The following is a 12,949-nucleotide window of genomic DNA, read 5'->3' as shown; positions in this document are numbered from 1 at the left end:
GGAACGCGGGGCGCGCAGCCCCGAAACAATCAATTGCCGATCTGCATTGTCCGGAGCTTGCGCGTCGATCACAAGCAAACCATCTCGATATTCAGCATCCCCGCAACAATATGCCGAAGGGAGCGGGAATCGCGCGATACGTCAGTGGGCCTCTTCCCAGTTCGCGCCGGCGCCGACTTCGGCGACCAGCGGCACCTTCAGCTTCGCGACGCCGCACATCATTTCGGGCAGCTTCTCGCGCACCAGCGACAGCTCGTCGTCAGGCACCTCGAGCACCAGTTCATCGTGCACCTGCATGATCATGCGCGATGCAAGCCGGTCGCGCGTGAGCCAGTCGTCGACCGCGATCATCGACAGCTTGATCAGATCGGCAGCCGTGCCCTGCATCGGTGCATTGATTGCGGCACGCTCGGCCGCCTGCCGGCGCGGGCCGTTGCCGCCGTTGATTTCCGGCAGCCACAGGCGACGGCCGAACACCGTTTCGACATAGCCCTGGTCCTTCGCCGCCGCACGGGTGTCTTCCATGTACTGCGCGACCCCCGGGTAGCGCGCGAAATAGCGGTCGATGTACAGCTTCGCCGCATCGCGCGTGATGCCGAGATTCGATGCGAGTCCGAACGCGCTCATCCCGTAGATCAACCCGAAGTTGATCACCTTCGCGATGCGGCGCTGATCCGAATTCACCTCGAGCGGCGTCACGCCGAACACTTCGGCCGCGGTCGCGCGGTGGATGTCCTCGCCGTGCGCGAACGCGCGCAGCAACGACGCATCGCCGGAGATGTGCGCCATGATCCGCAATTCGATCTGCGAATAGTCGGCCGACACGATCCGATGGCCCGGCGACGCGATGAACGCTTCGCGAATGCGCCGGCCTTCGGCCGTGCGCACGGGGATGTTCTGCAGGTTCGGCTCGTTCGACGCGAGCCGGCCGGTGACCGCCACGGCCTGCGCATAGTTCGTGTGTACGCGGCCTGTGGCGGGGTTCACCATGCGCGGCAGCTTGTCGGTGTAGGTCGACTTCAGCTTCGACAGCCCGCGATGCTCGAGCAGCAGCTTCGGCAGCGGGTAATCCTCGGCGAGCTTCTGCAGCACTTCTTCGTCGGTGGACGGCGCGCCGCTCGGCGTCTTCTTCACGACCGGCAACTGCAGCTTCTCGAAGAAGATCTGGCCGATCTGCTTCGGCGAGCCGAGATTGAATTCGCCGCCGGCCAGCTCGTACGCCTGCCCTTCGAGCTCGATGAGCCGCGTCGCGATCTCGTTGCTTTGCGCGTGCAACAGCGCGTCGTCGATCAGCACGCCGGTGCGCTCCATCTTGCGCAGCACCAGCGACACCGGCATCTCGATCTCGCGATACACGCGCTCGAGGCCCGCTTCGCGTGCGATCTGCGGATAGAGCACGTGATGCAGCTGCAGCGTGATGTCGGCGTCTTCGGCCGCGTACGCGGCGGCCTGGTCGAGCGCCACCTCGTCGAAGCCGATCTGCTTCGCGCCCTTGCCTGCGACGTCTTCGTACTTGATCGTTTTGACGCCCAGATGGCGCAGCGCGAGGCTGTCCATGTCGTGCGTGCGGTGCGATTCGAGCACGTACGACTCGAGCAGCGTGTCGTGCTCGATGCCGTTCAGCGCGATGTCGTAGTTCGCGAGCACCTGCGCGTCGTACTTCAGATGCTGGCCGACCTTCTTGCGGTCGGCCGCTTCGAGCCACGGCTTCAGGCGCGCGAGCACGTCGTCGAGCGGCAGTTGCTCGGGCAGATCGGGCCCGCGATGCGCGACCGGCAGATACGCGGCCTTGCCCGGCTCGACCGAAAACGACAGCCCGACGAGTCGTGCGGTCATCGGATCGAGCGACGTGGTTTCGGTGTCGAACGCCGTCAGTGCGGCTGCATCGATCTTCGCGAACCACGCGTCGAATTGCGCCCAGGTCTGGATCGTCTCGTACTCGCGCACGATGTCGGTTGAGACCACCGGCGCCGGCTCGCCGTCGCGCGCGTCGGCGCCGCCGCCTTCCGGCGGTGCGCTGTCGACCTCGCGCAGCCATGTCTTGAAGCCGTAACGCGCGAAGATGTCGCGCAGCAGGTCGCGTGCTTCGCCGTCGGTCTTCAGCGACGCCTCGATCGATTCGAGATGCGGTGCGAGATCGCAGGCCGTGTCGACGGTCACGAGCTTGCGGCCGAGCGGCAGGAAGTCGAGCGCGCGGCGCAGGTTGTCGCCGACCACGCCCTTGATCTCGCCTGCGTGCTCGATCACGCCGTCGAGGCTGTCGTATTGCGACAGCCACTTCACGGCCGTCTTCGGCCCGCACTTCTCGACGCCCGGCACGTTGTCGACGGTGTCGCCGATCAGCGCGAGGTAATCGATGATGCGCTCGGGCGGCACGCCGAACTTCGCGATCACGCCGTCGCGATCGAGCGTCTCGTTCGTCATCGTGTTGACGAGCGTGACGCGCTCGGTCACGAGCTGTGCGAGATCCTTGTCGCCGGTCGACACGATCACGTTCATCCCGCGCTGCTCGGCCTCGCGCGCGAGCGTGCCGATCACGTCGTCGGCCTCGACGCCCTCGACCATCAGCAGCGGCCAGCCGAGCGCGCGCACCGCGCCGTGAATCGGCTCGACCTGCAAGGCGAGATCGGGCGGCATCGACGGACGGTTTGCCTTATAGTCGGCATAAAGGTCGTCGCGGAACGTCTTGCCCTTTGCATCGAACACGCAAGCGCTATACTCTGCACTGACTTCCTTGCGCATACGGCGCAGCATGTTGATGATTCCGTAGAGCGCTCCGGTCGGCTCCCCGCCAGGGCCACGCAGATCAGGCATCGCATGGTAAGCCCGATACAGATAGCTCGAACCGTCAACCAATAGCAGGGTCTTACCTTCCAGATTTCGTTCTTCAGGCATTATGAACAAGAGAAAAGTGATTCCGAGTCTGCGTTCGCTCGCAGATCAAGAACGCGCGACGGCCAAGAAGGCGCGCGCATCGTGGCAGATGTTCACGATTATGGCAGAGTTTATCGAGGCAACCGAGTACCTGTCGGAGATCCGTCCGGCCGTCAGCATCTACGGTTCTGCCCGCCTCAAGCCCGACACGCCGCACTACAAGCTCGCCGCGCAAATCGCCCGCAAACTGTCCGACGCCGGCTTCGCGGTGATCTCCGGCGGCGGCCCCGGCATCATGGAAGCGGCGAACAAGGGCGCGCACGCCGGCAAGGCGCCGTCGGTCGGCCTGAACATCGAATTGCCGCATGAGCAGGCCGGCAACCATTACCAGGACATCTCGCTGCGCTTTCGCCACTTCTTCACGCGCAAGGTCACGTTCGTCAAGAACTCCGACGCGGTGATCGTGATGCCGGGCGGCTTCGGCACGCTCGACGAACTGTCCGAAGTGCTCACGCTGATCCAGACGAAGAAGTCGCGGCTCGTGCCGATCATCCTCGTCGGCAGCGAGTTCTGGAAGGGGCTGCTGCAGTGGTTCCGCGACCAGCTGATTCCGATGGGCCTGATCAATCCCGAAGACATGGACCTGATGCAGGTGATCGACGATCCCGACCAGGTGCTCGACGCCGTGCTCGCCTTCTACGAGGACAGCGGCGAAGAAGAAGGCCCGGAAGGCGACGACGAACCGCCGCGCCCCGAAGAAGACCGCATGTTCTATCTGTAACCGGGACGATGCCGCTGCCGGCGCATTGCCGGCAGCGCGCGGTCCACACGCGGCAGGCGGCGCGATTGCGCTGCCTGCCGCGTGTCATTTTGTAACCTCGCATTAATCGGCGCCGCGCGGCCGCGTGCGGTCGAATGTCAAATTCGCGCGCAACGTCGCACGACGTTGCTTGGCCGTGAACCCTCATTGTCAAATCGCGCCGAACGTGGTGGCCGACACGGCCGCGCCCGGCGCCAATCAGCCGTTACAAACGCGGCTCGCATTTTTCGTCGCGCGCCAGCACACTGCATCTCGTCGGCGCGGCGTCCCCCCGGTGGAAACGATTCCCCCTCGCGTCCATCGCGTCGCACCGGCATCTGATCACGACATCACGGAAAACAACATGAAACCCACGCTGCTCGCCCTTTCTCTCGCCGGCCTCGGTCTCACGGTGTCCGGCCTCGCCCACGCCGTCAACGTCGACGTGAACATCGGCACCGCGGCGCCGGTGATCGTCGCCCCCGCGCCTGCGGTGATCGTCGGCTGGCACGGCGACCGCTATTGGGACGGCCGTCGCTACTGGGAGCGCCGTGAATGGGAAGACCACGAACGCGGCTACCGGCACGAACCGCGCGGCGGCTATCACTGCCCGCCGGGACACGCGAAGAAGGGCGAGTGCTGAGCATCCGCGCGGCGCGCTGATCGCGCCGTGTAACGCACCAACAAGAAGGCCGCATGCGAACCACGGTTCGCATGCGGCCTTCGTCGTTGCACGCGCAACTGCGCTGCGACGTGAGGTTACTGGAACGCCACCTCGGCAAAGCTCCGCAGCTTGCGACTGTGCAGCTTGTCGAGTCCGTTGGTGCGGAGGATTTCCATCGCCTTCACGCCGATCTGCAGATGCTGATCGACCTGACCGCGATAGAACGTATCGGCCATGCCCGGCAGCTTCAGCTCGCCGTGCAACGGCTTGTCCGACACGCACAGCAACGTGCCGTACGGCACGCGGAACCGGAACCCGTTCGCGGCGATCGTCGCGCTTTCCATGTCGAGCGCGATCGCGCGGCTCTGCGACAGCCGCTGCACGGGCTCGCGATGATCGCGCAATTCCCAGTTGCGGTTGTCGACGCTCGCGACCGTACCCGTGCGCATCACGCGCTTGAGCTCGGTGCCTTCGAGCTGCGTGACCTCGGCCACCGCGCGCTCCAGCGCGAGTTGCACTTCGGCGAGCGCGGGGATCGGCACCCACAGCGGCAGGTCGGCGTCGAGCACGTGGTCCTCGCGCACGTAGCCGTGCGCGAGCACGTAGTCGCCGAGGCGCTGCGTGTTGCGCAGGCCCGCGCAATGACCGAGCATCACCCACGCGTGCGGACGCAGCACCGCGATGTGATCGGTGATCGTCTTCGCGTTCGACGGGCCGACGCCGATGTTGACCATCGTGATGCCGCTGCCGTCCGCGCGCTTCAGGTGGTACGCGGGCATCTGCGGCAGACGCGGCGGCGCGGCGCCCTCGACCGGCTCGCTGCCGAGGTTCGCGTTGTACGTGACCACATCGCCCGGCTCCACGAACGAACTGTATTGACTGCGGTACGCACGCACGTCGGGATCGCTGCTTTCCGTCATCAGCGTGCGGCCGAGCTTCACGAACTCGTCGATGTAGAACTGGTAGTTCGTATACAGCACGTAATTCTGGAAGTGCGTCGGAGACGTGGCCGTGTAATGGCGCAGCCGGTGCAGCGAGAAGTCGACGCGCGCCGCGGTGAACAGCGCGAGCGGATGCGGCTCGCCGGGCGCCGGCTCGAACGTGCCGTTGACGATGCGATCGTCGAGATACGACAGATCGGGCGTGTCGAAGATGTCGCGCATCGCGAGCAGGCGGTCGCGGTCGAGCTCGCCTTCGAGGTGGATGCCCTCGGGAAACGCGAAGTGCACGGGAATCGGCTGCGACGAGACGCCGATCTCGATCTTCACGTGATGGTTTTTCGACAACAGGCGAAGTTGCTCGCGATAGTAGTTCGCGAACAGGTCGGGGCGCGTGACGGTCGTCTCGAACACGCCGGGGCCGGCGACGAAGCCGTACGAGCGGCGCGAATCGACGTGCGTGTTGACGTCGGTGCGAATCCGCACGAACGGATAGCACGCGCGCACGTGCTCGGTGATCGGTTCGTGGCGCCGGTAGCGCGCGAACGCATCGCGCAGGAAACCCGTGTTGGTGTCGTAGATGGCCGACAGTCGCGCGACGGCGGCGATGGAATCGTCGAAGGCTTCGACGGGTGGGCTTTCGGGCGTCAGCACGCGGTGCCGGCGGCTCAAATCGTTCTTCATTTTCGTCACCTCATCTGATCGGACCACATTACCACGGAACCCGGTCACGCTCATGGCTCCGCGCAGCCACGGCGGTCGCACGCGACGGGCGGGCTGCACGCAGTAATTTGCTAAAATCGGCGGGTTCACTGGAGACTCATCATGAAGCCGCTCATTCTCGTCGTCGCCGCCGCGCTTGCTGGCACGTTTGCCGCCGCCGGAGCCGCGTACGCGGCCGGCAGCACGTCGGACGCCGACGCGCAGGCGCGCGCCGAGGCCAACGAAGCCGCCGGCCTGCCCGATCTCCGCAAGATCAACCGGCCGGGCGCCGAAGTCACGTCCAAGGTCGACTTCGCCGACATCCGCCGCACGCCGAGCTTTCACGAAAAAAGCAAGAACGGCACCGAAGTCACCGAGTATCGCGATCGCGGCAAGCCGGTCGAGATCGACGTGAAGTCGAATTTCGGCACGCGCTATCAGATGAGCTCGTCGATCGACACGTCGCCGAAGCCGCACGACGCCGGCGTGCCGATCACGCGCCTGCCGTCGGTGAACCTGCACTATTGATTTGCGCGACGCCGCGCCGGTTTCGGCGCGGCGCGCCGCGCTCCCTCCATTCCCGTCGCGCCGCACGCCGCGCGCGTCGACAACTGACCAGACGCATCTCGCATGGCCGTTTTCACCGCTGTTTCCGACTCCGATCTCGCGCAATGGATGCGCCACTACGAACTGGGCGACGTGCTAGCGTTCCGCGGCATTCCGTCCGGCATCGAAAACAGCAACTTCTTCCTGACGACGACGCGCGGCGAATACGTGCTGACGATCTTCGAGAAGCTGACGGCCGAACAGCTGCCGTTCTATCTGGACCTGATGCGCCACCTGGCAAGCCATCGCGTGCCGGTGCCGGACCCGGTGCCGCGCGACGACGGCGCCCTGTTCGGCCTGCTGCACGGCAAGCCGGCCGCGATCGTGACCAAGCTCGACGGCGCCGCGGAGCTCGCGCCCGGCGTCGAACACTGCATCGAAGTCGGCCAGATGCTGGCGCGCATGCACCTGGCGGGGCGCGACTACGCGCGCCAGCAGCCGAACCTGCGCAGCCTGCCGTGGTGGCAGGAAAACGTGCCGGCGATCGTGCCGTTCATTTCCGACGCGCAGCGCGCGCTGCTCGAAAGCGAACTCGCGCACCAGGCCGCGTTCTTCGCATCGGACGACTACGCGGCGCTGCCGAGCGGCCCGTGCCACTGCGATCTGTTCCGCGACAACGTGCTGTTCGCGCACGCGGCGCCCGGCACCGGCCACGACGTACGGCTCGGCGGCTTCTTCGACTTCTATTTCGCCGGCTGCGACAAATGGCTGTTCGACGTCGCGGTGACCGTCAACGACTGGTGCGTCGACCTCGCGACCGGCGTGCTCGACACCGCGCGCGCCGACGCGCTGCTGCGCGCATACCAGACCGTGCGGCCGTTCACCGCCGAGGAGCGCCGCCACTGGAGCGACATGCTGCGCGCCGGCGCGTACCGGTTCTGGGTGTCCCGCCTGTACGACTTCTACCTGCCGCGCGCGGCCGAAATGCTGAAGCCGCACGATCCCGGTCATTTCGAACGCATTCTCCGTGAGCGTATCGCCCACACGCCCGCGCTTCCCGAGACCCACACCGCATGCAACTGATCGAAGTACCCGCGAAAGCGGGCTATGTCTGGTTCCGTCAAGGCATCTGGCTGTTCCGCCGGAACCCGCTCGCGTTCATCACGCTGTTCTTCACGTACCTGCTGGCGATCACGCTGGTGTCGATGGTGCCGGTGGTCGGCGCGGCGCTGCCGCTGGTGTTCATCCCCGGCATCGCGGTCGGCTTCATGGCCGCGTGCCGCGACACCGTGGCCGGCAAGCCGGTGATGCCGACGATCCTCGTCGACGGCTTCCGGTCGTACGGAAAGACCGCGACGCAGCGGCTGCTGGTGCTCGGCGTCGTCTACGTCGCGCTGATGGTGCTGGTGTTCGCCGCGTCGTCGCTGGTCGACGGCGGCGGCCTGCTCCACATGATGCTCGGCACGACCGGCGACACGAATCCGACGCCGGAGTCGCTCGCCGCGCAGCGCACGCTCGGTGCGCTGCTCCTCGCCACGCTGCTCTACACGCCGGTCGCGATGCTGTTCTGGTTCGCGCCGGTGCTCACCGCGTGGCACGACATCCCGCCGGCGAAGGCGCTGTTCTTCAGCATCGTCAGCTGCTGGCGCAATCGCGGCGCGTTCCTGGTGTACGGGCTGCTGTGGTTCGGCATCGCGCTCGGCACGTCGTTCGGCCTGTCGCTGCTGTTGCAGGCGCTCGGCGCCGGCGCCTACGTGCTGACGATCATGATGCCGGTGACGATCGTGATCGTCACGATGATGTACTGCTCGTTCTACGCGACCTATCGCGGCTGCTTCGGCGTGCAGGAGCCGGGCACGGCGACGCCGATGTCGGGTCGCTGAAACGGCGGTCGGCCGGCTTGCTCGGCCGGCCCTATCCCGTCCTTGGCGGTCGCCCGACCGCCTCATCCAGCCCCGCTGCCCGCGCGCTGTTCAAGCAAGCCGTTTGCGCGCAAAATAATTTGCGTGCAAATCGTCAGCGCCGTTTCGCGCCCCATCGGATCATGGACCGCACGCCTTCCCTGCCTCAGACCCTCGACGAGCAACTCTGCTTCGCGCTCTATTCGACTTCGCATGCGATGACGAAGGCGTACAAGCCGTTGCTCGACAAGCTGTCGCTGACCTATCCCCAATATCTGGCGATGCTCGTGCTGTGGGAGCGCGACGACATCGCGGTGAAGGACATCGCGGCGCGTCTCGACCTCGACCCGGCCACCGTCACGCCGCTGCTGAAGCGGCTGGAGGCGCTCGGCTACGTCGAACGCGCGCGCAGCACCACCGACGAGCGTGTCGTGAACGTGCGGGTGACGCCGGAAGGCCGCGCGCTGAAGGACCAGGCGCGCTCGGTCCCCGCCGATCTTTTTTGTGCAATGCAGCAGACGCCCGAATTCCTCATGAGGCTGCGCGCGGATCTGCAGCAGCTGCACGATGCACTGGCGGCCGCCAACGGCGATTGACGAAGCGACCGCACGATGTTCGTGCTCAGCCCGACCGTGTCGCCGAAATTAATTTGCGCACTAATCATTTGTGTTCTATATTGATCGGGTGGCCGGCGGCAGCATGTCGCCGGTCCGCTCTCCTCACTTCTACCGACAGGAGTTGCACGATGAACGTTCTATACAAGACGAGCGCAACGAGCACCGGCGGCCGCGACGGCCGCGCCGTTTCGGCCGACAACAAGCTGGACGTGAAGCTGGCCGCACCGCGCGAGCTGGGCGGCACGGGCGCGGAAGGCACGAACCCGGAACAGTTGTTCGCGGCAGGCTACTCCGCATGTTTCCTGAGCGCGATGAAGTTCGTCGCCGGCCAGAACAAGCAGACGCTGCCGGCCGACACGCAAGTGACCGCCGAAGTGGGCATCGGCCCGAACGACGCGGGCGGCTTCGGCCTCGACATCGAACTGCGCGTGTCGCTGCCGGGCCTCGACAAGGCCGACGCGCAAGCGCTCGTCGACAAGGCGCACCACGTGTGCCCGTATTCGAACGCAACCCGCAACAACGTGCCGGTGCGTCTCACGGTCATCTGACGCAACGCGCCGCAGCGGATGCAAAAAGGGCGTGTGCGGCCCAGTAGCCGCACACGCCCTTCTCTGCGTGGTTCTCCATGCCGGCGACGACGCCGGCACGCGTCGCGCCGCTTAGCGGGCGCCGATCGAGAACGGACGGTTCATCGCCGCTTCGCGATCGATCTTGCGCATACGGAATTCGAGGTCGTAAATGTCGGTCGCTTCGGCCAGGTATGCGTCGGCGCGCTCTTTCGCGGCCCGGTCGGCGTTCTTGGTCAGCATCAGGAAGAGGTGGCTCAGCAGGTACATGTTCGATCTCGCTATCGGAAAGGTCTTTGACTAGGGTTTTCCCGTATTATAGGGAAAACCCTAGTTCCTTGCCAGCGTCGATCACACCACCCGTCGTTCCGTCGCCACAGTGCGGCGATTGCTTTCGAAAAACGACCAGATCATCGCACTCGCGTCGGGACCGACGGCCGCGTGAAACGGCACGGCTTCGTCGCCGCCGGCCCATGCATGATCGAGCCCTTTCACGTGACACAGGCGCACGACCGGCACGCCTTCCCGTCGCACCTCGGTGATTTGCGCGCCGGCCGACCGCGTTTCCACGCGCTCGCCGCCGCGCAGCGCGCCGCGGCTGTCCGCCAGCCCGTTCAGACGCATGAACTGGACGGCCAGCTGATCGGCATTCTTCGGCGCGACGACGTGATCTCCATCGCCCTGAACGATCAGCGCCGGCATGCCCGGATACGCGCCGGCATCGACGAGCGCATCGACCGCCGCGGCCGGGTTCTGCCGCAGGCCGCGGCGCATCACGTCCATTGCGCTGATCCCGGAATTGGCTTCGCCGAGCGCCGGCCCGGAGTGCAGCGCGACCGCCGCGAAGCGCTCCGGATGGTGCAGCGCCAGCAACGTCGCGAGGCCGGCACCGGCCGACAGGCCGGCCACGTATACGCGCGAGGCGTTGAAGCCGTGCTCGTCGACGACGGCGTCGACCAGCGACGCGACGGCATCGGCTTCGCCGCGGCCCGCCCGGTCGGTATCCTCATACCAGTGCCAGCAACCGTGCGCATGCGCGCGCATCGACTGCTCCGGATACAGCACGGCGAACCCGTGCTGATCGGCCAGCAGATTCATCCGCGTGCCTTGCGCGAACTCGTCGGCCGATTGCTGGCAGCCGTGCAGCATCACGACGAGCGGCATCGGACCGCGTCGGCGGCCCTGCGGCACGTACAGCGCGTACGCAAGCTGCTGGACCAGCCGGCCGAGCGCGGGCGCCATCGGATGCTCGCCGCGCGTCCATTCGCCGGTTGCCCATGCCGCCGCGCGCGGACGCACGCGCGACTCGCGCACCGGCGACAGCTCGGCCGCAATGGGCGCCGCGGCGGCCTCCAGCGTTTCACGTGCGATCCGCTGCGCATCGCGCGCAGCGCGCTGCGCAGCCGGAGACAGCATGCGTTTCATGCCGCCCAGCCATACCTTCGTCAGACTTTTGGTCATCGATCGAGCTCGCATTCAGAAAAAAGGGCACGACGCAGGAGCGCATCGTTCAAGTTTGTGCAATGCACCATAACACTGTTCATGAGATTTTTCCTGCGCCGCGGTAGTTCCATCGACCGGCGAAAAACGGGCCTCGATCAGGCGCGGCGCTATACTGGGGTTTGGCCGCACGTATCCGTTGTAGTCGTTCTGCCCGGCTCGCGCGTTGATTCAAGCATTCGTCCCGCCTCAGCTCGTTCCCTTCCCGATGTTCGACCTGCCCGCTCACTTGTGGATCACGATCACCGCGTTCGGTGGCGCCGGCCTGACGTTGCCGCTCGCGATCACGATCGCCGTATGGCTCGCGCTCGGCTACTCGTGGCAGCGCTCGGCCGCGTGGCTCGGCGTGCTCGCGGGCGCGATCGGCGTCGTCGCGCTGACCAAGATCGCATTCCTCGGCTGGGGTATCGGCATCCGCGCGTGGGATTTCACCGGGTTCAGCGGCCATGCAATGCTGTCGACGTCGGTCTATCCGGTCGCAATGTTCCTCGCGCTGATCCGCATGCGCACCGCCGTGCGGATCGCCGGCGTCGCGCTCGGCCTCGCGGCCGGCATTGCGGTCGGCGTGTCGCGCGTCGCGCTCGCCGCGCATTCGCCGTCCGAAGCCATCACGGGCTGCATCGTCGGCGCGCTCGCCGCGCTGGCGTTCATCGCGGGCTCGTGGCACGCCGTGCCGCATCGCTGGTCGGTGCCGGCCGTGGTCGCCAGCCTCGCGCTCGTGACCGTTGCGCTGCACGGCATCACGGTGCCGTCGCACCGCTGGGTCACGCGCGTCGCGCTCGAGCTGTCGGGGCACGAGCGGCCGTTCGTGCGCGCACGCTGGAAGGCCAATCCGAACTATCGGCCGGCGTCGCAGCCGTCCACGCTGCACCGCACCGCCGCGTCGGCGCCGCTGCACGCCTGAGTCCGCACGCAGCCGTCGTTCCAGCGCCTTTTTCCACGTTCCGTCCCATCATGAGCAGCGCCGCATCTGCAGTATGCCGAGCGTTATAACCGGCGCTATATTACGATTACGGTTTTCGACCGTTCAGACGACCCGACCATGCGCCCGACCGCCCGCCCGCTTCGCCGTACCCTGCTCCGCCTGCTGCCGTGCGCCGCGCTCGGCGTCGCCATCGCGTTCAGCGCGCCGGCCCGCGCCGCCGACGAGCTCGTCGTGTCGGCCGCGGCCAGCCTGACGAACGCGTTCAAGGCGGTCGGCGACGCCTACCAGAAGCAGCACCCCGAAACCAGAGTGCTGTTCAACTTCGGCGCGTCGGACGTGCTGATGCAGCAGATCGCCAAGGGCGCGCCGGCCGACGTGTTCGCGTCGGCCGATCAGAAGGCGATGGATCGCGCGGTCGGCGAAAAGGTCATCGTGCCCGGCACGCGCCGCGATTTCGCCGCGAACTCGCTCGTGCTGATCGTGCCGGCCGACAGCCGCACGCCGGCACCGACCACGCTCAAAGATCTGAGTGGGCCCGGCGTGAAGCGCATCGCGTACGGCGACCCGGCGTCGGTGCCGGTCGGCCGCTACACCGAAGGCGCGCTGCGTGCGGCGGGCGTATGGGACGCCGTCAGCGCGAAGGGCGTACTGGCCGCCAACGTGCGCCAGAGTCTCGACTACGTCGCGCGCGGTGAAGTCGATGCCGGCTTCGTGTTCGGCACCGACGCGGCGATCATGCCCGGTCGCGTGAAGGTCGCGCTGACCGTGCCGACGCAGACGCCCATCACCTATCCGATCGCGGTCGTCAAGGACAGCCGCCATACCGCGCAGGCGCAGTCGTTCATCGATTTCGTCGTGTCGCCGCAGGGGCAGGCCGTGCTGTCGACGTTCGGCTTCAAGCCCGCGGGCAAGTGAGC

The 12,949-nt window shown here is 66.5% G+C and carries 13 protein-coding genes; 9 read left to right on the top strand and 4 right to left on the bottom strand.

Annotation, left to right across the window (positions count from 1 at the left end):
- Positions 1–141: 141 nt before the first annotated feature.
- Positions 142–2,895, bottom strand: coding sequence for a DNA polymerase I (gene polA, locus C3Y15_RS10650; protein WP_034194991.1), 2,754 nt, complete (start codon positions 2,893–2,895; stop codon positions 142–144).
- Position 2,896: 1 nt separating this feature from the next.
- Here polA and C3Y15_RS10645 point away from each other — a divergent pair, with 1 nt between their 5' ends.
- Complete coding sequence (locus C3Y15_RS10645; protein WP_011881579.1) at positions 2,897–3,655, top strand: TIGR00730 family Rossman fold protein; 759 nt, start codon at positions 2,897–2,899, stop codon at positions 3,653–3,655.
- A 382-nt stretch (positions 3,656–4,037) separates the two neighbouring features.
- Positions 4,038–4,316, top strand: a complete 279-nt coding sequence (locus C3Y15_RS10640; RefSeq protein ID WP_011881578.1) for a hypothetical protein — start codon at positions 4,038–4,040, stop codon at positions 4,314–4,316.
- A gap of 116 nt (positions 4,317–4,432) precedes the next feature.
- Here the strand turns inward: C3Y15_RS10640 and C3Y15_RS10635 are convergent, their stop codons facing one another.
- Entirely contained in the window at positions 4,433–5,959 is a 1,527-nt protein-coding gene (locus C3Y15_RS10635; protein WP_014724651.1) for an AMP nucleosidase, read from the bottom strand.
- Positions 5,960–6,100: 141 nt separating this feature from the next.
- On the opposite strand from C3Y15_RS10635, the gene C3Y15_RS10630 reads away from it, so the two are divergent.
- The 5 genes from C3Y15_RS10630 (at position 6,101) to C3Y15_RS10610 (ending at position 9,589) form a co-directional block, all read left to right on the top strand.
- A complete protein-coding gene (locus C3Y15_RS10630; RefSeq protein ID WP_011881576.1) occupies positions 6,101–6,505 on the top strand; it encodes a hypothetical protein in 405 nt (134 codons plus the stop codon).
- A 102-nt stretch (positions 6,506–6,607) separates the two neighbouring features.
- Positions 6,608–7,606, top strand: coding sequence for a homoserine kinase (locus tag C3Y15_RS10625; RefSeq protein ID WP_011881575.1), 999 nt, complete (start codon positions 6,608–6,610; stop codon positions 7,604–7,606).
- Positions 7,597–8,406 carry a BPSS1780 family membrane protein gene (locus C3Y15_RS10620; RefSeq protein ID WP_011881574.1) on the top strand — a complete coding sequence of 270 codons (810 nt, stop codon included), beginning with the start codon at positions 7,597–7,599 and terminating at the stop codon, positions 8,404–8,406. Before C3Y15_RS10625 ends, C3Y15_RS10620 begins: the two co-directional genes overlap by 10 nt.
- Positions 8,407–8,567: 161 nt before the next feature.
- Complete coding sequence (locus C3Y15_RS10615; RefSeq protein WP_014724649.1) at positions 8,568–9,020, top strand: MarR family transcriptional regulator; 453 nt, start codon at positions 8,568–8,570, stop codon at positions 9,018–9,020.
- Positions 9,021–9,169: 149 nt separating this feature from the next.
- Positions 9,170–9,589 carry an organic hydroperoxide resistance protein gene (locus tag C3Y15_RS10610; RefSeq protein WP_014724648.1) on the top strand — a complete coding sequence of 140 codons (420 nt, stop codon included), beginning with the start codon at positions 9,170–9,172 and terminating at the stop codon, positions 9,587–9,589.
- 111 nt (positions 9,590–9,700) lie between these two features.
- Here the strand turns inward: C3Y15_RS10610 and C3Y15_RS10605 are convergent, their stop codons facing one another.
- Positions 9,701–9,877 carry a DUF3563 family protein gene (locus C3Y15_RS10605; protein ID WP_011881571.1) on the bottom strand — a complete coding sequence of 59 codons (177 nt, stop codon included), beginning with the start codon at positions 9,875–9,877 and terminating at the stop codon, positions 9,701–9,703.
- Positions 9,878–9,958: 81 nt separating this feature from the next.
- On the bottom strand, positions 9,959–11,068 hold the full coding sequence (locus tag C3Y15_RS10600; RefSeq protein WP_034194987.1) for a PHB depolymerase family esterase: 1,110 nt from the start codon (positions 11,066–11,068) through the stop codon (positions 9,959–9,961).
- 247 nt (positions 11,069–11,315) lie between these two features.
- On the opposite strand from C3Y15_RS10600, the gene C3Y15_RS10595 reads away from it, so the two are divergent.
- Positions 11,316–12,011, top strand: coding sequence for a phosphatase PAP2 family protein (locus tag C3Y15_RS10595; RefSeq protein WP_014724646.1), 696 nt, complete (start codon positions 11,316–11,318; stop codon positions 12,009–12,011).
- A gap of 138 nt (positions 12,012–12,149) precedes the next feature.
- Positions 12,150–12,947 carry a molybdate ABC transporter substrate-binding protein gene (gene modA / locus C3Y15_RS10590; protein ID WP_014724645.1) on the top strand — a complete coding sequence of 266 codons (798 nt, stop codon included), beginning with the start codon at positions 12,150–12,152 and terminating at the stop codon, positions 12,945–12,947.
- Positions 12,948–12,949: the final 2 nt, after the last annotated feature.

The sequence above is a fragment of the Burkholderia sp. B10 genome (genome assembly GCF_004368385.1).
GTDB classification, from domain to species: Bacteria; Pseudomonadota; Gammaproteobacteria; order Burkholderiales; family Burkholderiaceae; genus Burkholderia; species Burkholderia vietnamiensis.
The sequence above is the reverse complement of the archived record's forward strand: the minus strand, read 5'-3'. Positions and strand labels throughout refer to the sequence as shown.